This is a genomic window from Chamaesiphon sp. (assembly GCF_041738855.1).
Taxonomy (GTDB): Bacteria; Cyanobacteriota; Cyanobacteriia; order Cyanobacteriales; family Chamaesiphonaceae; genus Chamaesiphon.
In genome coordinates, this window is sequence record NZ_JBGSPA010000065.1 from 1 (window position 1) to 23,271 (window position 23,271).

General features: G+C 46.4%; 17 protein-coding genes and 2 pseudogenes. 7 read left to right on the forward strand and 12 right to left on the reverse strand.

The genetic code is table 11. The features are described 5' to 3' along the window. A pseudogene (locus tag ACEW9I_RS06690) lies at window positions 1-141 on the forward strand (photosystem II q(b) protein); the annotation flags it as partial. A 112-nt stretch (window positions 142-253) separates the two neighbouring features. Here the strand turns inward: ACEW9I_RS06690 and ACEW9I_RS06695 are convergent. Both ACEW9I_RS06695 and ACEW9I_RS06700 read right to left on the reverse strand, forming a co-directional pair. After that, window positions 254-1,660 carry an aspartate ammonia-lyase gene (locus tag ACEW9I_RS06695; protein ID WP_373539576.1) on the reverse strand — a complete coding sequence of 469 codons (1,407 nt, stop codon included), beginning with the start codon at window positions 1,658-1,660 and terminating at the stop codon, window positions 254-256. A 51-nt stretch (window positions 1,661-1,711) separates the two neighbouring features. Further along, window positions 1,712-1,924 carry a hypothetical protein gene (locus ACEW9I_RS06700; protein ID WP_373539577.1) on the reverse strand — a complete coding sequence of 71 codons (213 nt, stop codon included), beginning with the start codon at window positions 1,922-1,924 and terminating at the stop codon, window positions 1,712-1,714. A 601-nt stretch (window positions 1,925-2,525) separates the two neighbouring features. Between ACEW9I_RS06700 and ACEW9I_RS06705 the strand changes: the two genes are divergently transcribed. After that, the gene (locus ACEW9I_RS06705; protein ID WP_373539578.1) at window positions 2,526-3,224 is read left to right on the forward strand and encodes a PEP-CTERM sorting domain-containing protein; all 699 of its coding nucleotides are present in this window, start codon (window positions 2,526-2,528) and stop codon (window positions 3,222-3,224) included. A gap of 227 nt (window positions 3,225-3,451) precedes the next feature. Further along, window positions 3,452-4,852, forward strand: a complete 1,401-nt coding sequence (locus ACEW9I_RS06710) for a 16S rRNA (cytosine(967)-C(5))-methyltransferase (RefSeq protein WP_373539579.1) — start codon at window positions 3,452-3,454, stop codon at window positions 4,850-4,852. A 3-nt stretch (window positions 4,853-4,855) separates the two neighbouring features. Here the strand turns inward: ACEW9I_RS06710 and ACEW9I_RS06715 are convergent, their stop codons facing one another. Next, entirely contained in the window at window positions 4,856-5,908 is a 1,053-nt protein-coding gene (locus ACEW9I_RS06715; protein WP_373539580.1) for a J domain-containing protein, read from the reverse strand. 507 nt (window positions 5,909-6,415) lie between these two features. On the opposite strand from ACEW9I_RS06715, the gene ACEW9I_RS06720 reads away from it, so the two are divergent. Beyond that, window positions 6,416-9,445, forward strand: coding sequence for a plasmid replication protein, CyRepA1 family (locus tag ACEW9I_RS06720; protein WP_373539581.1), 3,030 nt, complete (start codon window positions 6,416-6,418; stop codon window positions 9,443-9,445). 310 nt (window positions 9,446-9,755) lie between these two features. On the opposite strand, the gene ctpB is transcribed toward ACEW9I_RS06720, so the two are convergent. Together ctpB and ACEW9I_RS06730 are read right to left on the reverse strand one after the other, a co-directional pair. Beyond that, window positions 9,756-11,081, reverse strand: coding sequence for a carboxyl-terminal processing protease CtpB (ctpB, locus tag ACEW9I_RS06725; protein WP_373539582.1), 1,326 nt, complete (start codon window positions 11,079-11,081; stop codon window positions 9,756-9,758). 191 nt (window positions 11,082-11,272) lie between these two features. After that, the gene (locus ACEW9I_RS06730; protein ID WP_373539583.1) at window positions 11,273-12,079 is read right to left on the reverse strand and encodes a PD-(D/E)XK nuclease family protein; all 807 of its coding nucleotides are present in this window, start codon (window positions 12,077-12,079) and stop codon (window positions 11,273-11,275) included. 41 nt (window positions 12,080-12,120) lie between these two features. On the opposite strand from ACEW9I_RS06730, the gene ligA reads away from it, so the two are divergent. Next, entirely contained in the window at window positions 12,121-14,196 is a 2,076-nt protein-coding gene (gene ligA, locus ACEW9I_RS06735; RefSeq protein WP_373539584.1) for an NAD-dependent DNA ligase LigA, read from the forward strand. Between the two features lie 92 nt (window positions 14,197-14,288). Then, the gene (locus ACEW9I_RS06740) at window positions 14,289-15,722 is read left to right on the forward strand and encodes a trypsin-like peptidase domain-containing protein (RefSeq protein ID WP_373539585.1); all 1,434 of its coding nucleotides are present in this window, start codon (window positions 14,289-14,291) and stop codon (window positions 15,720-15,722) included. Window positions 15,723-15,803: 81 nt separating this feature from the next. On the opposite strand, the gene ACEW9I_RS06745 is transcribed toward ACEW9I_RS06740, so the two are convergent. From ACEW9I_RS06745 to ACEW9I_RS06760, 4 genes and pseudogenes are all read right to left on the reverse strand, one after another. Then, the gene (locus ACEW9I_RS06745; protein ID WP_373539586.1) at window positions 15,804-17,357 is read right to left on the reverse strand and encodes an NAD(P)H-hydrate dehydratase; all 1,554 of its coding nucleotides are present in this window, start codon (window positions 17,355-17,357) and stop codon (window positions 15,804-15,806) included. Window positions 17,358-17,563: 206 nt separating this feature from the next. Further along, window positions 17,564-18,241 (reverse strand): annotated as a pseudogene (gene cmk / locus ACEW9I_RS06750) ((d)CMP kinase); the annotation flags it as partial. Between the two features lie 156 nt (window positions 18,242-18,397). After that, a complete protein-coding gene (panC, locus tag ACEW9I_RS06755) occupies window positions 18,398-19,246 on the reverse strand; it encodes a pantoate--beta-alanine ligase (protein ID WP_373539587.1) in 849 nt (282 codons plus the stop codon). 77 nt (window positions 19,247-19,323) lie between these two features. After that, window positions 19,324-20,316: a ribose-phosphate pyrophosphokinase gene (locus ACEW9I_RS06760; RefSeq protein WP_373539588.1), complete on the reverse strand. Its 993-nt coding sequence runs from the start codon at window positions 20,314-20,316 to the stop codon at window positions 19,324-19,326. Between the two features lie 341 nt (window positions 20,317-20,657). On the opposite strand from ACEW9I_RS06760, the gene ACEW9I_RS06765 reads away from it, so the two are divergent. Then, window positions 20,658-20,897 (forward strand): Calvin cycle protein CP12, encoded by a 240-nt coding sequence (locus ACEW9I_RS06765; RefSeq protein WP_373539589.1) that lies wholly within the window; start codon window positions 20,658-20,660, stop codon window positions 20,895-20,897. A 189-nt stretch (window positions 20,898-21,086) separates the two neighbouring features. Here the strand turns inward: ACEW9I_RS06765 and ACEW9I_RS06770 are convergent, their stop codons facing one another. The 3 genes from ACEW9I_RS06770 to ACEW9I_RS06780 form a co-directional block, all read right to left on the reverse strand. Beyond that, window positions 21,087-22,049 (reverse strand): glutathione S-transferase family protein, encoded by a 963-nt coding sequence (locus tag ACEW9I_RS06770; protein ID WP_373539590.1) that lies wholly within the window; start codon window positions 22,047-22,049, stop codon window positions 21,087-21,089. 51 nt (window positions 22,050-22,100) lie between these two features. Further along, on the reverse strand, window positions 22,101-22,889 hold the full coding sequence (locus tag ACEW9I_RS06775; RefSeq protein ID WP_373539591.1) for a Uma2 family endonuclease: 789 nt from the start codon (window positions 22,887-22,889) through the stop codon (window positions 22,101-22,103). Between the two features lie 119 nt (window positions 22,890-23,008). After that, on the reverse strand, window positions 23,009-23,212 hold the full coding sequence (locus tag ACEW9I_RS06780) for a hypothetical protein (RefSeq protein ID WP_373539592.1): 204 nt from the start codon (window positions 23,210-23,212) through the stop codon (window positions 23,009-23,011). Window positions 23,213-23,271: the final 59 nt, after the last annotated feature.

The following is a 23,271-nucleotide window of genomic DNA, read 5'->3' on the forward strand; positions in this document are numbered from 1 at the left end:
AATACCTGGGCGGACATCATCAACCGCGCTAACCTCGGTATGGAAGTAATGCACGAAAGAAATGCACACAACTTCCCGCTCGACTTGGCTGCTGGTGAAGCGACTCCTGTTGCTTTGACTGCTCCTGCTATCAACGGTTAATATCTGTTTGATTTGAGAGTTTAAAACCCCCCTTACATTAGTGTGAGGGGGGTTTTTGCGTTGCGGAGATCTACCCACCGTACAACGCAGACGTTTGCCCAACATCTAACACCTAGAATGATTGGGGTAGCTGGCTCATTTTGTCTAGATCTAATACTTGAGCCAATAACTCTGGTTCCATCAATCCTTGTTCTAGAACAATTTGGCGGAGGGATTTACCTGTGGCTAGTGATTCTTTGGCGACATTGGCGGCATTGAGATAACCGATGTGGGTGTTGAGTGCGGTGACGAGGGCGAGACTGCCTTCGGCGTAGTGGTGACAACGTTCGGGATTGGGAGTGATGCCCAGGATACACTGGTCGGTGAAAGCTTGCAGTGCGTTCCCGAGAATCTCGATGCTGTGAATCAAGTCATAGGCGATGAGTGGCATCATCACATTTAATTCCAATTGTCCTGCTTGAGCTGCCATTTCGATCGATCGATCGAATCCCATTACCTGAAAGCATACCATCGAGATCATTTCCGCCATTACCGGATTGTACTTTCCAGGCATGATGGACGAGCCAGGTTGGACTGGGGGTAGTTGGATCTCTTTGAAACCAGTTTTGGGGCCAGAATCCATCAGGCGGAGGTCGTGGGAGATTTTTAGCAAGTCAGCAGCGAGGTTGCGAAGGCTACCAGATACATTGACAAATGGTGCCATACTTTGCATTGCTGCCATCAAGTTCGGTGCGACGGTGAGCGGTTGTCCGATGAGTTCGCCCAATACCTGTGCTACCTGTGAGCGGTATTCTGGATGGGTATTTAGTCCCGTGCCAACAGCACTACCACCCAAGCCTAATTTGGTTAAATCGCCTGCTGCTGTAATAATTCTCACCTGATGATCGCGTAAAATCTGAGCGAAGGCTCCAAAACTATCCCCCAATCTCACAGGCACGGCATCCTGCATGTGGGTACGTCCAGATTTGACGATCGAGTGAAATTCTACCGCTTTTTGGTCTAGTGCGCCGATCGCATTTGTGAGGGCAGGCTGGAGGGTATGAGTAAGTGCTAGCAGTCCACCGACCCGAATTGCCGTAGGAATCACATCATTGGTAGACTGACCGTAATTAACTTGGTCGTTGGGATTGACGTGGTGATAGTTGCCCTTGATATCCCCTAATAATTCGAGTGCGCGGTTGGCGAGTACCTCATTGACATTCATGTGGTGGGAAGTCCCAGCACCAGCCTGATAGATATCTACTACAAATTGATCGCGGAAAATGCCTTGGAGCACTTCATCAGCGGCGGTGACGATGGCTTTACCGATATCTGTCGGAATACAACCCAGCTTGCTATTGACGATGGCGGCGGCTTTTTTGATGAGGATGCAGGCATCGACGTAGGTAGCCAGCGGCTTCAATCCGCTAATCGGGAAATTTTCGATCGCGCGCAAAGTCTGAATACCGTAGTATGCAGATGCCGGAATCTGGCGTTCGCCCATCGAATCCCGCTCTACTCGGTAACTGTGCTCATTCATGGCGAATCGACTCCTCAGCGGACACTGAATATAATTGCGACCATTATAAATTTAAATTCGATCCGATCGCTGAATTTGGAGGTATTCTCTGACCTTTTGGCAGCAAGATCGATCGAGGTGGCATTTCAATGATGAATTATTTTGTAGATCGTAGTCCGCGATCTCATCCAGCAAATAGACGATCGATCGCACTCGACCTTTACGACTCAGTTTTATTAAAAGCTGTAAAAATTCTGTCGCAAACACCCTTTTTAGGGTTGACAAATTAGAGCTAGTTTGCTGCAAGTTTGGATAATACATAGATCTTGTTTTTACTTTAAATTACACTATGTCGATCGCCTCCTAGTCAGTATTTAGAATTTTTTACACGTCATATACTTAGTTATTTTTAGCTAAATATTATACAGTCAGTATCAAAATTTCGAGCGATCGACCACAACACAGATATCACACGACAATTGAGCATGATTGGGTTCAGGCGACGATCCCGATCTGTGACTGTCAATTTACAATTATTTATTTTAATTCACTGATTTGGCTGTTGACTTTTTACAATACTCATAAATTTTAAACGATAAAAATTTATAAGCTCAGCTATTTTACTGAATATATACAGATATTTAAATTCTAATTATTTGACTGTTGATATTCCTTACTTAGTATGTATTCAAGACATTTGAATGAAGAAATTAAGCCACTTTGCTGAAAGATATCAGTCGAGAGCTAAGCTATGTAGATCTTGCGCTACGATGAAATTACAACAGCAAAAAGCTGAAAGAATTGCAAATTTTACGATATTGATTCGCGGTGAATTAATAGATGACTAGTTGAAGACAAATTGTACTGAAAGATTAGGAGAACAATTATGAAGATTAGACAGTTCACGAACTTGCCAAATATCAAGGCTTTAAATATTGTTGCAGTTGGCACTCTTGCGATGGGTATTGCGGCAAGTATCTCTGCTACACCAGCTCAAGCAGTTGTGTTCACGACTGGACAACTTTCTGTTCTCGGTCGCACAGCAGATTTTTTTGAGAATCTAAATGCGGGTTCTGGATTTTCCATCAATTTTAATACAAATGCATCGGTAGATACTTTAGGTGCTCCTGTTGGCTCCGATCTAGCCTCATTGTTCAATGGCAATCTCGGTGTAGCTCCAACTACAGGAAATTTTGAATACGTTAGTGGTAGTGGTGATAACCTTCAATACCAACTTTCCAATAACTTAACATTTGATTTCGCTAATAACATTAGCTACACTATTAACTCGGGTTCTACGTTCCAAAGTTTGTTTAACAACACTACCCAAGGCGTCCAGTTCGGAATTACTAATGGTACCGGATTTTTTACTGACAGAACCAATGGGGATACTACAACAGCATTAACAAACACATTTACTGTGAGCGATCTTCCTTTAGTCGCGGGTGCGAACGGTGGTAACTACAGTATATTAGCGTCACCAGTCGCAGCTACACCAATCCCCGAACCTTTCACTATCATTGGAACCATCATTGGTGGTATAGCAGCTTTCCGCATGAGAAAGAAATTGACTGGCAAAAACTAGGACAAGCGACACTCAATCTCCAAATTAAGGGGCAAAGTCTAGTCATAGCTGGATTTTACCCCTTTTGCATGGATATTTATAGCGATCGCCGCAGGTCAAAATAGTGGGGGCTGGGGACTGGCTTAAATGTTGGTAATGATTGAAAATAAGGAGCGGGGCAACTTGTGAATTGCTCCGAATTTTAGATCGATCTATTGGTGGCTATTTAATTAGCTCATGATGTTATTTTGATGAATCCTCGGCAACTAGCCTTATTTGCGCTCAAAGATTTAGAGACTGGTAGCTTTACAGATCTGGTAATCGATCGATTGTTGAGTAAATTTGAATTATCAGATCTCGACCGACATTTGTTTACCGAACTAGTCAATGGGATCGTCCGGCGCAAACGATCGCTAGATGCGATAATCGATCGATTGGCAAAACAACCCGCTCATCGTCAACCACCTCAGCTTAGACAACTATTGCGACTGGGACTATATCAACTGCGATATCTCGATCGGATTCCTGATGCGGCGGCTGTCAATACTACTGTGGATTTGGCAAAGACTAACGATCTGGGTGGTTTAGCTGGCGTAGTCAATGGGATCTTGCGTCAATACATCCGGCTCAGAGATCGCGGTGAAGAGGTATTAAATCTTCCTGACGATCTGGTGGGTAGATTGGGTACATTATATAGCTTTCCTGACTGGCTGATCCAGCAGTGGCTAACTGAACTAGGCGCGATCGAAACCGAACAATTGTGTCAAGCTTTCAATCAATCTCCAAGTATCGATCTGCGGGTCAATCTGCTCACAATCGATAAAGATTTGCTACCAGATGCCCCGATGGGGGAGAGACTACAACAACACCGCACTAATCTGAGCAATCTGTTTCAAACTGCGGGAGTCACCACTATGCCTATTCCCAATCTACCCCAGGGATTGAGATTTGTGGGTAATGTGGGCGCGATTAGTCAATTACCAGGCTATCAAGAAGGATGGTGGACGATTCAAGATAGTAGTGCTCAACTCGTCACTCATTTACTAGATCCGCAGCCAGGGGAAGTCGTCATCGATGCTTGTGCAGCACCAGGTGGTAAGACCACGCACATCGCTGAATTGATGGGCGATACCGGACAAGTTTTGGCATTAGATAAAACTGCGTCACGGCTGAAGAAAGTCCAACAAAATCTCGATCGATTGCAACTAGATACGGTCAAAATTTCGACTGGCGATAGTTGTGGATTTAGCGAATTAACCAATACTGCCGATCGAGTATTATTGGATGTACCTTGTTCGGGACTGGGTACCCTCCACCGTCGTGCTGACGCCAGATGGCAAAAAAATCCAGCTCAAATTCAGGAACTAGCCAAATTACAAGCACAGTTACTTGCCAATACAGCAACTTGGGTGAAGCCAGGGGGAGTGCTGGTATATGCGACGTGTACCGTATGCGCGATCGAAAATGAGGAGATTATCTTACCATTTTTGAAAACTCATCCTGACTGGCAAATCGAGCTACCACCTGCTGACTCGCCACTAGCTGGTTTGGTGAGCGACGCAGGTTGGCTAAAAGTCTGGCTACACCGCCAACAAATGGATGGCTTTTTTATGGTGAAGCTGCGACGGAGCGCAGCGGTGGCTGAGTAACCCTCAAAATTTTGAGAATAATTCCATCAGCAACTCTTCGGCTGAGACTGATTGCATTTGCTGAAAAACTGGAGGACCCTTCATAAAGTCTTTGATCGTCATCTTTTTGTCGCGAAAATCAATTGCAAATTGATGAACTTCAGCAATTATCTTGATTTGGGATTCGGTTTCGGCAACCATTTCACCGATCGGATCGACGCCTTTTTTAGTCAACTTCTTAAATTCGGTGACGATCGATCCTTCTGGGGTACTTTTAGTGGTGCGGATCTCTTGTTTGAGGTTAGCAAATTGGCTATTGAGAAATTCATTTTCTTGTTCGATCCGCGCACATCGTCTCACGAGATCGTCTTCACAATCGCGATCGATGATTTCGCCCATTTGATGCTGTTTCTCGATCGCGAGTAGTTTAGCCAGATCGCCAGCTTGGTAGGCTTGATTAATTTCTTTCATCACTTCGGTGTGATACTCGCGATCTTTTTCATCGCACACTTTATCAGGATGAAAAACATCAGCCAATCTCAAGAATAGCTGCCGAATTTTTTTTAATTCGTCGCGATCGATTTGCGGGGATTCAGCTTCTGACTCAAACCGTGATTGCTGTTGACGACCGAAAAAATCTTCGGCATCCCAAGCATCATCATCATCCATATCTTCTGGCTCAGATGAGCCTTCGCCCTGAATCAGATTGGGGCTAATTAGTCCCGACATCTGGAGCGAATAGTAAATCTTCTCAACATTTTTGCGAGTTTGTTTACCCAGCTTTCTACCATTGAAAATCTCGGTGAATACCGCATGAATTTTGGTGTCAAGTTCCAATAACTGTTGGAGGATGGGAGCACTGCGCTGTGCTACTTCTACGCCAATTTCGCGAATGCGATCGAGTAAGTTATTTAGCTCGGTGCGTTTTTTTTCGATTTGTTTGAGCAGCTTCTGATTATCCTGTTCCAAAAACTCCAACCGGATGCGGAGATCGGAGATGGCTAGCCCGTCGGAGCCAGGTGCTATGTCGGTGTCAGCACGTTTGGGAGTCAGAGTCGATTTAGATTTGCGAGCCATATAACTAGTGATTTGGGACGGGATGGCAATTCAACTATTTTAGAGCAGTTAGTCGATCGCGTGTGAAGTCGTTATGGAGATCGGGGATTTACTTTGGGTTATCGCCCAGAATCCACCATAGATAGTGTTTGATAAAAGTCAAGATCGCTAAATGCGAATTTTTACTTACAAGACTACTTAGATTAGCTGACTCTGTGCCCAAACTAATTCAGCTAATAGTACGATGGCGATCCTAAATCAGCTCTCCAATATCAGATACTGGTACATTATAGCTGACGCCTAACATACCCTATATTAACTAATTTAGCTAATAGTACTATGATTGCTATTGTCATTAAATTATTACAGAATAGATGAACTATTAGTGTGGATATATTACGCTATGGATGGTGGTTCAAAATAGTCAATATCCCTAGATACAATTGCGAGCAGGTATTTCTGTTGATTTTGGTTTTTTTAATAAATTTAGATTAGAATATGAATCCCTCCTCGCACTTATAGATCGCCATGATCCAAACCAATTTAGATCGTGCCCATCACACCGAGCTAGTGACCGCTAGCAATATCGATCGCGAATTAGTAGCTTTAAATTTCAAATCTTTACGAGGAAATTCTACTTACGATCGATTATTTATATCACTACAAATTCCGCGCAACAATAGCGGTCAAGTGATTCCTAGCTGGATGAAAAGATACAACCATTGTGCAAAAGGTGGTTGGTGGTGCGATGGATTAGACCCGCTAAATGATTGGCAACCGATGGAATGGGGAACTTTCAAGCCCAATTCTCCAGCCAAAAATCAAGAAGGGAAAGTAATCAAATATGAGCATCCACCTAGTGTATCGACAAGATTGTTTTGTTTGCGAGTAACGCCGGAAATATGGACAAAAACGGCGAACTTATTTAAAGCTAAACTACCTACAAAAATTGAGGTAGATTTGCAGGGTGAGGCGGTTGGTTTCTGGCAGTGGATTCTCGATCGCCAGATCCCGATCGTCATCTGTGAGGGAGTGAAGAAAGCCGCAACCCTATTGACTTATGGCTATCCAGCGATCGCGCTACCAGGCATAAATAGTGGCTATCGAGTCGTCCGTGATTTTCAGGGTAATACGATTGGGAGAAAACTAATTCCAGAGCTGGAAATATTTGCAAATCGGCAGCAGGAGTTATCGATTTGTTTTGATTATGAAATTATCCCGCGTAAAGCGAAGTTGTTAGATACCGCGATCGTGCATTTGGGTGAGCTGTTACAACAATTGGGTTGTCATGTTAAAGTAATTCGGTTACCAGGAATTGAGAAAGGTATTGATGACTTTATTGTCGCCCAGGGAATTGATGCGTTTCATCCAATTTATCAACAAGCACTAGAGCTAGAAGTAGATCTGGCTCAATCAAAACGACATAGTGAATTAAGTTATCCAGCCAATCTTATCTTAGAAAGCAGATATCTACATAATTTAGAGATCCCTACTACTGGGATTGTCGGCATCAAATCAGCCAAAGGTACAGGTAAAACTACTGCATTAATTTCCGTAGTTGCCGCAGCTCAAGTAAATAATCGTCCGGTACTATTATTAACTCATCGCATTCAACTGGGTCGATTTTTGTGTCAGCGAATTGGTGTGAATTGGATCAATGAACAGCTACCAAAGCAGCAATCGGATAGTCTCGGCTTGTGCCTAGACTCGATGTGGAAACTCAATCCGCGTGACTGGGAAGGTGGGGTAATTATTTTAGATGAAGTCGAACAATCATTGTGGCATTTGCTCCATAGTTCTACCTGTAAAAAGAAGCGACTAGCGATTTTAAAAACCTTTCAAAGCTTAATTACTAGAGTTGTCGAAACAAATGGATTGGTAATCGCTCAAGATGCTGACTTATCAGATATCTCGATTGATTATCTCAAGAAATTAGCAAGTCAAGAGATCGAGCCGTGGATTGCGATCAATCACTGGCGTGCCGAGCAGGGGTGGGATATCCAGTTCTATGATACGCCCAATCCTACTGCGCTGGTACATCAGTTGGAGCTAGATCTCCGCGCTGGGCACAAATGCTATGTTACCACCGATAGTCGATCGGGTCGCTATGGCTCCGATACGATCGATCGCTACATCCAACAAACCCTCAAGCAACTCGAAGATAGTTATACCAAAACTCTTGTTGTTTGTAGTCATACTACTAATACTACTGGACATCCTGCCGTCGATTTTGTCTCGTCGATAAATACTCAGGCTCCCGAATATGATGCGGTATTTGTGACGCCGACTTTAGGAACTGGGATCAGCATCGATGTCAAGCATTTCGATCGCGTCTATGGGATTTTTCAAGGAGTCATTCCCGATACCGAAGTCCGTCAGGCATTAGCCAGAGTGCGCGCCAATGTTCCCCGCTATATCTGGTGTGCCAAACGAGGGATGGGAACAATCGGCAGTGGTAGCAATAATTATCGATCGCTAGCTTATTGGTATCAAGAAAACTATAAAGAAAATTATGCTTTGATGTGTCCATTGACGCGGATCGATGTCGATTTGCCCTTTGTCTTCGATCCGATCCATCTACGGACTTGGGCAAAATTTGCCGCGCGGGTGAATGCCTCGATTACCCTCCATCGCGATGCTGTTAAAGCGGGATTGATTGGGGAAGGGCATCAAGTACATATCATCAGCGAAGATCGCGATCGCGAGAGCTTACAAGAGCTGCGAACTGCCCTAATCCACGCCACCAAAACCGATCCCAAAAAATCATTAGAAATCCTCAAACAAATCAGTGAAGTTCATAAAGAAAAAACTCAACGCGATCGCGAGTACAATCTGATCGGCACCCAAACAAAAAAAATCCAACAGCAGGTCAAAATCCAAGCAGCACAAGCGATCGCCACTGCGCCAGATCTCGGTCATCGGGATTTTCAATATTTATCTAATAAACGCTTTCTCACCGATCTAGAACGCGCTCAAGTCGAGAAATATACCCTTCAACAAAGGTATGGCGTCACCATCACACCCGAACTTAAACTCAAAGATGATAAAGGATATTACGGTCAATTATTAACACACTTTTATCTACTCAATCATCAGCAGTATTTACCCCAGTCGATCTATCTAGTCTGGGATCGAGATTTGGCAGGTAGACCAGACAAAGTTTTCTTGCCTGATGCCAATCATCATATCCTCAAAATTCAGGGCTTATTGGCATTGGGGATTGTCAACTTTTTGGATATCGATCGTCAATTACAACTCACCGATCCCGACCTGATTTCGCTCAAGCGGATTAGTTATCTATGCAGCCAACATATCAAACGCGCGATCGGGATTGATATGCCCAGTTATAATAATGGTGAAGTCAGCCCGATCTCTGTCCTCAATCGATTCTTACTGCTCTTGGGATTGAAAGTTCAACCAATAATATCTGGGACTAAAAAGCAAGATAAAATTATTGTAGGCTACCAACTCGATCGATCGTTATTAGATGATGGTCGTGCCGAGATTTTCAAGGTGTGGCAAACCCAACAAAGTCGCGAACTCTTGCGATCTGCTTGATGGATAACGCGAGGTGCGATGAAGAATAGCCCAGAGACTGAAGTCTCGGCTAATGATGCAAAGTCCGCCTACGCGGACTAAAACTAGAGTAAATATCTACTTAACCGAACCGGATGACTCGATCGACTAGTCCGCGTAGGCGGACTTTGCATCACTAGCACCGATTTTAATCGGATGCAGTTGGGTTTCGCCTTGCTCTGCCCAACCTACACAGGTTATTTAATTGTGATGCGTTACGCTACGCCAACACACCATACAAAAAAAGTAGGGGTAATTCATAAATTACCCCTACTTTTTCTAGATGGTCATCCTAACGATTGCTGCTCATTGCTGGAGCTTTGCCAGTATTGGGACTCGCCATATTTGGCTTGTTTTGGAGGACAGAGATCGCACGTTGGTATTGTGGATCTTGAGCACTGCCCATGAGAGCTGGCGAATCAGCTAGATTCCGCTGTTCCATCGAGCTGAGATCTACCTTCACATCTGGAGTGACACCTTTTTGACCGATATCGGTGCCATTGGGAGTATAGTAGTGAGCTACAGTTACCGCCATCCCCGAACCGTCAGAGAGCGAGTGGACAGATTGCACTAGAGCTTTGCCAAAGGTTTGAGCACCGACGATCTGGGCACGGCGATTGTCTTTGAGTGCGCCAGCGAGGATCTCACTCGCACTCGCCGAATTTCCATCTACCAAGACAGCCATCGGTAATTGAGTCAAAGCACCTTGAACGGCGCGAAAATCTTCATTACTTCCTTTGCGATCGACTGTTTTGACGATCGTGCCATTGTCTAGCCACATCCGCGCAATTTCTACACTGGCTTGGAGCAACCCACCGGGATTTCCCCGCATATCCAGTACATAAGCCCCGACTTGCTTCCGATTGAGATCTTTGATGGCTTTTTGCATCTGCTCGGATGAATGAGAGCTAAATTCTGATAAGCGGATGTAGCCGACTTTGAGATTGCCTTCCTGTTTGGCTTCGGAGAAGACGGATGCTACCTCGATTTGAGCGCGGGTGAGGGGGATATCAAAGGGACTCTTGCTACCCCGAGCGATTTTGAGCGTAATAGGTTTGCCGATTTCCCCCCGAATCAAGGAGATCGCGCTTTCAAGATTCATACTTTTGGTAGACTTACCATCGATCGCGACAATTACATCCCCAGTCTTGATGCCAGCTTTGGCTGCGGGTGAATTTTCGATCGCTTCGGCAACTACGAGCTGCTGAGTGCGGGGGTTGGCTTCGAGCCGGATGCCGACACCGGACATTTCACCGCTAGTTTGATTGTTTAGTGACTGAAATTGCTGCGGATCTAGGAACCGAGTGTAAGGATCGCCCAACTTCTTGAGGGTCGATCGAATCGCTGTATATGCTTCTTGGCGGGTACCATAGTTGCGCTTGAGCAATTCCATACGGGTTTTTTGCCAATCCAAGCGATTGAAAGTACCGTCTACATACTCGCGATTGACAATCTGCCAAGCCTCATCCACGATTGCTTTGGGGCTATTCTTGAACGCTGCGAGACTAGAACTCGCAAAAATTGGTAACAATGTGGTCAGACAGGCTCCCGTCAGCACTGCGCCACGCAGAACTAGTTTAGACTGCCAAACAGATCGGAATTGAGATGGGTCGATCATAGGAATAATTGGGGCGGTGCTGGGAGGTGATTGCGCGGATGGATATCTGTATCTGAATAATCTAACTTAGTCTCACTAATCTTGTTGCACAATTAATGCTGTTTGCTTCAATATCTGTAAGTAAATTTAATAAAACTTAATGTAATAAATTTAGACGTTAATACATACACTCATCTTAGTCTACTAGAATCTCAATTGTCAGCGATCGAGTGAGATCGGATCGGTAGCAACGGTAGCAGATCGAGATCGAAACTGGTAAGCGGATCGGTAGCGGCTAGATCGGGACGATCGCGATTGCAGCGGATCGCAAAGGTACAGTTTTGACACACACCCATTGACGCAGCTACTTGCTGGAAAGGTTCCCGATGGGAATGGTAGGCATCGAGCAAATGGGTTAATTTAGCTAGTAATACGCCCAGATCTGTCTGAGTTTGACGATGTTGTTTGAGGGTGTAATCGATCGTCACCGATTTGGGTTGTGGTGTGGATTGAATAAACCAATAGGTAAACTTGATTTGTTTGGGCAAATAATCGCTAGTTTCGGCAAGTAGATACAAATACAGTCGAGTTTGCCACTCCCGATCGAGGTCTTTTTTATATTTAGGTAGTGGATAAGTTTTCCAGTCGATGATATCTGCGCGATCGGGATGCAAAATCACCAGATCGTAAATTGCCGTAAATAGATAATTGTCAATCTCCAGTGTCCGCACATGTTCGCTCTCGCGCCAAGTCCGATCGTCTGTCTCAAATAGTGCTGGGGCTGTCTGGAGCATCGCCTGCATCCAGGTATTTAGTTGTGGAGATCGAGCCAAAATCGGCTCGATCGGCATTCCCAATTCTCGCTGGTGCATCAAGAGGTGAAAATCACTACCCAACTGAGTTTTTGCCTGTTGAGTCGGGTTCATCGGCAACGTCAAGCGATCGCAATAAGTATACTCAAATTGACGCGGACAAGTTTCAAGAATTTTGAGATGTCGCTGGGAAATCCGGATCGTCATAGCTTAGCAGAGGGGGAGAGGAAGTATCGCATCTTGTAGAATTGATAGCATTCTTGTACTATAGTAATACCAATCAGCAGCGATCGATCGTGACACCTGAAATCCGTACCCGCACCCAGCAACTCCGCACCCAACTCCAGTCCGCTGGCTATGCCTACTACGTCCTCGACAATCCCGACATGGAAGATGCCGTGTATGACAGGCTCTATCGCGAACTGCAAGAGTTGGAGCACCAATATCCCGAACTAGTAACCCCAGATAGTCCCACTCAGCGCGTCGGCGCACGTCCAGCGACGGGATTTGTCTCTGTCAAACACAATATCTCCCTTTACAGCCTCGAAAATGCCTTTGACATGGCGGAATTTGCCAAGTGGGAAGCAGGCTGGCAGCGAAATATGGGGAACAAGGACACTGCGGCATATATCTGCGAATTGAAGATCGATGGTTCGGCGATCGCACTCACATACGAAAATGGATTGTTGGTGCGGGGAGCGACGCGAGGTGATGGGGATACAGGCGAAGACATCACCCAAAATGTCAAAACTATTCGATCGATTCCGCTCAAGTTAAATATTGACAATCCCCCGCCAATCGTCGAAGTGCGGGGTGAGGCGTTCTTACCAATTGCCGTATTTGACAGGCTCAACCAAGAACGCGCTACAGCGGGCGAACAACTCCTCGCCAATCCCCGCAATGCAGCGGCGGGAGCCTTGCGACAGCTAGACTCCAAAATGGTCGCCCAACGGCAACTAGATTTTTATGCGTATACGCTCCAGATCCCGACTACCACCCCAGCCACCGAACTCCACAGCCATTTGGAATCGCTGGAACTGCTCGAACGGATGGGATTTAAGGTTAATCCCAATCGGGAACTGTGTCCCGATGCCACTCAGGTAGCTGCATATTACGATCGCTGGAATACCGAGAGATCGCAGCTTGCATATATGACTGATGGCGTGGTTGTCAAAATTAATGACTTCGCCCTCCAGCAGGAATTGGGCTTCACCAATAAATTCCCCCGCTGGGCAGTCGCGCTCAAATATCCCGCAGAGGAAGCACCGACACGAGTATTGGACATCAGCGTCAATGTCGGCAGAACGGGTGCAATCACCCCACTAGCACACCTCGAACCCGTGCAGTTGGGGGGGACTACCGTGCAGCGGGCAACACTCCACAATGGCGATCTGATCGATGAATTAGACATCCGCATCGGCGATACCGTCATCGTCTGCAAAGCTGGCGAAATCATCCCCAAAGTCGTTCGAGTATTGACGGAGCTACGTCCAACGGGGACTTCAGCTTTTAAAATGCCGAGCAATTGCCCCGTGTGTGACTCGATCGTCACTAAGTCCGCTAGTGAAGCGGTGCTCCGCTGCAACAATCCTCGCTGCGCGGCAATCCTCAAGGGATCGCTGGTACATTGGGTGAGTCGCGATGCACTAGATATCAATGGCGTAGGTGAAAAGTTAATCGAGCAATTAGTCGATCGCCAGTTAGTAAATTCAGTAGCTGATTTATACGATCTAAATATTGCTAAATTAATGACTCTAGAGCGAATGGGTGAAAAGTTAGCGACTAAAACGATCGACGGAATTGTTAGCTCCAAATCTCGCCCCTGGTCGCGAGTATTATACGGACTGGGGATTCGACAGATCGGGAATAATGGCGCAAATATCCTGACTGAAAGATTTCCCTCGCTCGATCTATTAGCTCAAGCGACCCTCGCCGATCTGCAAGATATTCGGGATGTGGGACTCGAAACTGCTCAATCTGTCTATAATTGGCTCCAACAGCCAGACAATATCGCCTTAACTCTGCGACTTAGAGCCGCAGGATTACAATTCGAGCGATCGGTGGATGAGAGCAGTAATTCTCATCTGAGCAAAATCTTGGCTGAGAAAACTTTTGTAATTACGGGTACATTACCGACCCTCAAGCGTGATGAAGCCAGAGATTTAATTCAGAGTCATAGCGGCAAAGTTTCCGACTCAATTAGTGCCAAAACTGACTATTTACTAGCAGGTGAGAAGGCTGGATCGAAGTTGGCGAAGGCAGAAAAATTGGGCGTCAAGGTCATCTCTGAAGCTGAGTTGCTGGAGTTCATCACTGGCGGATAGTCGGCGATCGGGATCTCAAACAGGTCTCCTGTATTGTAGATTGGTATTAGGGGCCAAACATCCCGATTGCAGATGCTGGGAGTCTTAAATTCATGTCAAAGAATGCAATGTTTTGGGCAAGTTCGACGATCTCGATTGGGATGGTGATACCGCTTGTCCGAGTGGTAAGTATCGCGGCTACGGCACCAGCAGTTGCCAACGTAGCCAAAGCAGTAACTGTCAATATCTCCGAGCCAGGAAGTCAAGGATCGGGAGTGATCCTCCAGCGTCAGGGCGATACTTATACGGTACTCACCGCCGCTCATGTGGTCAAGAATCAGAACGTGGCGTATACGATCGCTACTTCAGATGGTAAAAAGCATCAAATTGTCAACAATTCGATGCGTGCGGCAGCGGCAGATATCGATTTAGCTGTGGTCAAATTTCGCACCACCGACAACTACCCGATCGCTAAACTCGGCAATTGCAATCTATTAACTGAAGGGATGGATTTGTATGTAGCGGGATATCCAGCAGCGACAGATGCCATCAACAAGTCTGTATTTGTATTTAGGGCGGGGACAGTCTCAGCCAATAGCACTCAAACCTTGGATAAAGGTTATTCATTAATTTATAGTAACGATACTCTGCCTGGTATGAGTGGTGGTGCCGTATTGAATCAAGGCGGCGAAGTAGTCGCCATTCATGGTAGAGGCGATCGCGAACGCAATCCTAGTGGAGAATTAGGACAGAAAACCGGATTTAATCTTGGCATTCCGATTAACCGTTTTGCAACTATTGCCGCTAATTTAGGTGTGAACTTAGAGCAAAAATTAACAGCAGTGACCCAGAATCAGTCGCCTAGAGCTGATGACTACTTTGCACTTGCCAATCAAAAATACGAACGAGGCAACTATCGAGGTGCGCTGGCTGATTACGATCGGGCGATCGCCCTCAAACCTGATTATGCCAAAGCTTACCGAGCTAGATCGACAGTCAAATCTGGCAAGATCGGCGATCCGCAAGGAGCACTAGCCGATCTGAATCGCGCCATCGATCTCGATCCTAATGATGGACTGGCTTATGGGATTCGTGGTTTTATCAAATACAATCTCGATGATTCCCAAGGTGCTGTAGCCGATCTCAATCGATCGATTCAGCTCACTCCTGGTAATAGTAATGCTTATGCACTGCGCGGCGGCATCAAGTATCAAAAACTCAACGATCCACAAGGAGCATTGACGGATTTAGATCGTTCAATTCAGCTCGATCCCAGTTCTGCCAATCCATATCTCCTCCGTGGCATTCTCAAATATCAATCGTTTAAAAATAGCCAGGGGGGATTAGCTGACTTAAACCGCAACATTCAACTCGATCCCCAGAATGCCAACTCTCATATGATTAGAGGACTAATTTATAGTTCGAGCGGCAATCGATCGGCAGGCATCAAAAGTATCCAACAAGGGGCAAAACTTGCCAAACAGCAAGGAAATCAAAAAGTATATCAACAGGCAATGGATTTTCTCAAACAATTTGGTGCAAATTAAACTCAGGGGAATTTTAAATCCCCAGACTTGGCTCATCGATCGCGATTGTCGCGACCGCCATCAAGATATCTTCAAATTTTGTTAACTTTCACCACAATTTCTCCCATCGAGAATGCCCCGAATTACCAGGCTCAAGTAGTCGATTGTCGTTAAGGGATCTACCCCGAGATCGCCGCACTCTCTAGCTGCCAAAATTCCGGCTTGAGAGTGCCACCAAGCCGCAGTGGCGACAACTTCGGCGATATCGATATTTAACCTGCTGTCAGTGGCAATTAAGCCACCAATCAGCCCCGTCAAAATATCACCACTACCACCTCTAGCTAGAGCTGGCGTACTCTCAGGAATGACGATCGAGCGACCCTCATGAGCGATGATTGTTTTTGCGCCTTTGACTAATACAATTGTATCACTGACTTTCGCTGCGGCACTGACGGCGACGAGTTTATTAGTTGTGGGAATTCTAGTAAACAACCGCTTAAATTCACCAATATGCGGGGTTAAAATCGTCGGGTGTATGCGACTGGATAGAGCTGCTTCCGTACCGATTTTAGCAATAATATTGAGAGCATCGGCATCTAATACAAGTGGGCAATTCGCAGCGAGAATTTGTTTGACTATTTTTGACGGTCGCTCGGTCAAACCACAACCACAAGCGATCGCTTGATATTTAGTAAAGTCGAGTTCGGGCAGAGATTTAATCGTACCTGCTTCGGTTTCGGGACAACTAATAATCAAGGCTTCTGGTAAGTAGTTTAATAACACTGGCTTGAGCGATTTGGGAACGGCGATCGATAGCATCCCGACACCAGTTGCTCTGGCTCCCAGACTAGCTAAAATTGCCGCACCACTATATTGCTCGGAACCAACTATGAGTAATAAATGACCCTGCTGATATTTGTGAGTAACAGGCGATCGCTGGAGTGGCAAATTAGCGAGTGCGCGATCGTTAGTCATTCGGGTTGGTGTCGGTTGTGCGCCTAAAATATGCTCGATATCTGCCAGCGGGATATCAAAATCAATTAACTCAGTTTTACCGATATATTCGATCGCCTGTTCTTGGACGAATGCCAACTTCCACAATCCCAAACACAGCGTATATGTTGCCCGAATCGCCGTACCCAAAATATTGCCCGTATCACCATGAATACCTGAAGGCAAATCGATACTAACAATCGGCACTGTCAATTGATTAATCAACTCGATCGTCTCAAATAGATTACCAGTAATTTCGCGATTTAGACCAAATCCAAATAAACCATCAACGATCGCGTCACAACCAGCCAAACCCCGCGCATCATCAACAATTTTGATACCCAAACTCGACACATAACAATAATGTTGATTGGTAAGTTCACTCAATTGCTCGGACGGTACATAGATCGCTATTTCATATCCCCGAAAATATAATTCACGGGCAACTACTAGAGCGTCGCCACCATTATGACCCATCCCGACCAAGATCCCGACGCGCTGGGCATCAGGATACAAAACTTGAAATCGCCGCGCAATTAGTCCACCCACCTTTTCCATCAGTGCGGCGACAGGCATCCCATCAGCAAATATTTTACTTTCGATCTGCTGCATCTGTTCGGTGGCAACCAGCAATCGATCCAATGATTGAGCGCGACTGAGCATTATTTGTATAGATATTAATAATTAGCAGATAGCACAGACTAAATAACTAAATTCGATCGCAGCCGATTGCTAATGAAATAGTGAGAACCAGAAATCTATACATAATCAATTATGTCTCAATAAAATTCGCTCTTGATTTATCATGAGGTCGATCTAGGGTGTTAGTCTCGAACAGTAACGCACCAATCGGCTGCGATCGAATTTAGTTATTTAGTTGCTACCTGCTCGTAGAGCGAGACGATCGTTGCCACTACTTCTTCAATACTTAAATTATCGCTGATAATTTCGATCGCGTCGGGAGCCTGTCTGAGCGGGGAAATTTCGCGCGTACTATCGATCGCATCCCGTGCGGCGATCGATTGCTCTAGTTCCGCCAAGCTGACTTCACCTTGTCCGCGCGCGCGCAAATCCTGTTGGCGTCTACGCGCGCGCTCTGCTACAGATGCCGTCAAAAAAACTTTCACTTGTGCTTGAGGAAAAACATGGGTACACATATCCCGTCCTTCAGCGACGATACCACCTTGGGCACCGATTGCCTGTTGTTGCTTGACTAGTTCTGTTCTAACTACTCCCAGTGCGGCAATTGCGGAGACTTTACTACTTACTTCTTGCGTCCGAATTGCCTCCGTCACATCAATCCCATTCACTACTACTCGCTCACCAGTTAGCACGATCTGTGCCTGACTCACCACCTCAGCAATTTTTTGCTCGTCATCCAGGGCTAGATTCGCCTCTAGTACCAGCCAAGCGATCGCGCGGTACATCGAACCCGTATCGAGATACAACAGCCCCAGTCGGGCAGCTACAAGCTTGGTGACGGTTGATTTGCCCGCACCTGCGGGGCCATCGATCGCGATAATTGGGAGTTGGGAAGGCATGAGTGTGGAGAAGGATAGAGACAATTTTGTGGCAACAGCCGCAACTCGTAATAGACAGCACAGCGATTGAAATCGCCGCTAGATCTCTTAGTCCGCGTAGGCGGACTTTGCATTCCGAAGAGTGGTTTTAACCACTTTGAGTGTCAGCATCAAGCCAGAGCGTTACTTACCAATAACAATATTATCAATCAAGCGTGTATTCTCAATTCGTCCAGCGATCGCTACCAAAGCTGGCTGGGATAGAGTATCGATCGATTGTAAGGTATCGAGATCGACAAGTTCTAGATATTCCAGTTGAAATTCGGGGACAGTTGCGAGTTCGTGGGCAACAACGGCGAGGAGCGATCGCGCATTTTGTTCGCCCTGCTGGGCTAGTAGCTGTGCTTGTTGGAGACTGCGATAAATCACCGCAGCCTGAGATCTTCCTAGTGGTGATAGATATTGATTGCGAGAGCTAAGTGCCAATCCAGAGTCAGCACGGATCGTTGGACAGCCGACGATCTCGACCGGAATATAGAGATCCCTGACTATCCGGCGGACAATTGCCAATTGTTGGGCATCCTTTTCGCCAAAATAGGCGCGATCGGGTCGCACGATATTGAATAATTTAGTGACGATCGTGGCGACACCCTGAAAATGTCCGATGCGGCTGCATCCGCACAAGCCGCTCATCATTGCTGGTGGTGGGATGACTTGAGTGAGAGTATCGGCAATCTCGATACTTTCAGTTGTGGGGACAAAGAGGGCGTCTACGCCTGCGCTTTGACAGAGGACGAGATCGAGTTCCAATTGGCGCGGATAGCGATCGAGGTCTTCATTTGCGCCAAATTGTAAGGGATTGACAAAAATACTTACAATTACTGTGTTATTTTCGGTGCGAGCGCGATCGATTAAACCTTGATGTCCCAAATGTAACGCTCCCATCGTGGGTACGAAGCCGATCGATCGAGAGCGGTGGCATTGGAGATAGCGATCTAATTCGCCAGGGGTAGTAAAAATTGGTAGATTCATCAGGACTTCAAGATAGCCGATTGGAGATCGGGACGATCTAAAATTCACCACTCTTTGCCGCTGTTAACCACCAACCGTTACCGAAAGATACTACTTACCGAGTTTTCCTCGTGGATGCGCGAGATGGTTTCACCCAAGAGATTGGCAACAGATAGCACCTTGAGTTGGGGGAACCACAAATCTGGGGGGATCGGCAGCGTGTTGGTGACAATCACTTCCTCCAGGACTCCACTCGACAACCGCTCGATCGCTGGTGGTGAAAATACCGCATGGATCGCACAAGCGTAAACTTGACGCGCTCCTTGCTGGCGCAGGATTTTGGCACCTTCAGAGATCGTCCCTGCCGTGTCGATCATATCATCGACCAAGATCGCGGTTTTACCCGCGACATCACCGATCACATTCATCACTTCAGCCACATTGTGTGCCTGACGACGTTTGTCAATGATGGCGAGTGGTGCGTCATTGAGCTTCTTGGCAAATGCCCGAGCGCGGGCGACACCACCAACATCTGGCGATACAACGACGACATCTGGTAAGTTTTTTGCCAGGATGTAATCGATGATGACTGGCGAACCGTAGATGTGATCCAGCGGGATATCAAAATAACCTTGGATTTGGGACGAGTGGAGATCCATCGCCAGGACGCGATGGGCACCAGCAGTCGTGAGCTGGTTGGCAACTAGTTTAGCTGCGATCGATTCTCGCCCCGCCGTCTTGCGATCGGCACGAGCATAACCGTAATACGGGATGACCGCAGTAATTTGGCGGGCTGAAGCCCGCCGACAGGCATCGATCATGATGAATAGCTCCATCAAGTTATCGTTGACTGGACGACAAGTAGGTTGGATCAGATAAACATCACAGCCACGAATAGATTCTTGGATCTGAACATAAATTTCCCCATCCGCAAATCGCTTGCGAATCATCGGACTCAGATCGAGTCCGAGATAACGCGCAATTTCCTCAGATAAAGGGACATTAGCATTTCCAGAAAGCAGTCGGAGACGACTGTTGTCGCTAATCAGTGGAATTGTGGGCTGAAGCGTCAAAGTGGCAGAACGGATCACAGCAGACCCTCAATGAGTGCTATATTTTGCAACGCAATTCTAACACTCTCATTCCCCGCTCGTCTCTTTAAACCCAAAAAATCGTAAAATATTTAATAAGCAAGCTCGATCGCGGCTGTCTGAGGCAGCGATCGAACTTGCTGACGAGGATCTTCCAGGCTCAATCGATGAGTTGCTCATCCACCATCCACCATCGCCATCTCAACTTGTCAGTGGAGCAGCATGGACAAATGTGTGGAAACCCCTACATTTGAGATCCGCTCTTTTAATAAGGGAAAGATACAATAAAAGCTAGGCTTCGACCAAATATCTCGCATAAATTATCGTAAATAGCCAAGATTATGACCAATCAAGACACCAAGATGACCATCGAAGACCGGATCGAGCAAGCACGCGAAGCTGCTCATCAGGCTGGCGAAACCTTTGGTAAGACTTCTCCTGAATTTGCTGTAGCGATGGAAATCCTCGAAGAATTACATCAAGAATCTGGGCATCAACGCAATGCTCAACCTAAAAATTCCCTCGAACGTTTCTGCGATGATAATCCAGAGTCCCTAGAATGTCTGCTGTATGACACCTAATCGATTGACAATTGGCAATCGCTAGTCAGCAGGAACAATGAGATCCATCATGACGCGATCGCAGTAGGAGTAGAACTTGTGCCGCGATCGCCTTTTCATAGCTACTTAGAAGCTGATTGAAAAATTTTCTTTGACACCCGTGGTAGACATTACCAATCTGATGAATCATTGCAACAACCCAATTTGAAGTCAGCCGCCGAGCTGAGTCAGGTAGCTCAGATCGGGTAACTGTGGAATAATCCCGCCTGGATTGAGCGGGAACAAATTCCCGTAATAATCTTGCAAGATCGTCGGGAAGTTACAGGTATCGGCAACATCAGCTAGCTGATAGATCTTGGAGACATAAGCCTGAAGCTGGGGATAATTCCTTAGCTGTCGGCGATTGCATTTGAACAGGTTATGGTAGACCAGATCGAAGCGAATTAAAGTAGTAAACAACCGGATATCCGCCAGCGTCAGTAGATCGCCACACAAATAAGCTTGAGTTGCCAATAGCTCATTGATGCGATCGAGTGTCGCGAATAATTCGGTATGAGCCATATCATAAGCCGCCTGTGTCTGGGCAAAACCGCAGCGGTAGACACCATTATTGACAGTTTGGTAGATTGTGTCGTTCCACTGGGCGATCGCGTCCTGAAGGTCGATCGGAGCTAGATCGAGTTCGGGATGCTGAGCATACTCATTAAATTCAGCGTTGAGGATCTCGATAATTTCGGCACTTTCATTATTGACGATCGAGTATGTGTGTGTATCCCAGAGCATTGGGACGGTCGATCGACCTGTATAGCCAGGGGTCGCAAACCGATATAGTTGAGCCAATGTCTGGCAATCGTGCTCTGACTTCGGTAATGTCCAACCACCAGCATTGGCATCACCATTGACTAAGACGATCTCGATCGTCTCTTCCAAACCTTTAAGTGTTCTGACGACCAACGTCCGATGTGCCCACGGACAGCTCCAGCCGACATACAATCGGTAGCGATGTGGCTGTGCGGCATATTTGTTGCCATCAATCCGATGGCGGAACTCACTTTGGGGGCGTTGATATTCACCGCGATCGTTTGGTGGTGCTAGCTGGGACATCATCAGGTGCCAGATATTCGTCCAAATCGATCGACCAGTTTGCACGATCCAGCTTGGGGGGATTGCCATAAAGATTTGAGTAGCTAAAAGATATACATTATTCGATCGCCCCCAGGATGACTAGATTTGGTCGGGATCTATCCCCATCGATCGCAACTGTGCTGCCAACCGCACGCTTTTCTCTTCAGATCGATCGGCACGCTGACTTTCTTGCTCGGCACGCTGACGCTCTCGATCTACCTGCTGACGTTCGAGTGCTAGCAACTCACTACCCCACAGGAGTAAATGCCCTGACTTGTCCCACCACCGTAGCCAACAGCCCTCATACTCAGACTTTTTACCGCTCCACGTTCCCAAAAATAAGCCCAAAGATTCAATCCAAAACCGTCGATCTGCATCGGGTGATGCTAGCTGATATTTATCATCTACTAAATGATAAACCTCTAATACTTGGAGTTGAGGATGAAAAATAACGTAATGAGGAACTTTAAGGATCTGTTCGTAAAAGTACCACTTCCCATACGGATAATGCGGATTAAATGAATACTCACCACCATCGGTAGCCGAAATAAACTCCATCACGATGCTAGGCAAATCTCCTTCGGTACGAGGAGTATAGCTACGACGGGCTTCACCCGCTGGAAAAGGCTGCGCCGCCGGAATATACACCCAATCAGGAGCTTTGACTACAGTTTGCCGATCGACAGTGGCACAGATCCCAAAATTGGTGGCAATGATGCCAGATTCGAGAATCAAGCTAGCTAGCTCTAGTGATTCACGTAGAGCAGCAGCAAGGAGCAGTTGAAGGTTGCTTTCCACTGGTTCGTCAGGTAATTCAAAATCTGCGGGGAGTCTTTCCCAAGTGACGGAAGGTGGGATCTTTCGAGACTGAATGGGGATTGTCGTCATAGTTCAAGAGCGATCGTCCGAGCGATCGAAGGTTGTCTATTTCCTGCCAATGCGGTTAGGGCAGATCGGCTCCCCGACTGCTCCAAGAAGTCGGGGATCTAGCCTCGCTGCTGTAGTATTTATTCAAGATTAGGCGGTGGTGTGACTACTCCTAATGGAAAAGTGCGCCGAAACTCAGCCATCAAATCATCCATTTCAATCAACGCTTGCTCGACATCTAATGACAAAGTGCCGAGTGTGGGATCGGCTTGCAACCGAAGCAGCATCGCTCGTTTGCTTTCGACTCGCTCGATCCGATCCTTTAAACTTTGGGCGTCTATCATAAAAATATTAAATTAATTGGTAAATTTACGAGCTAATATCTCAAAATTATCGATGTTTT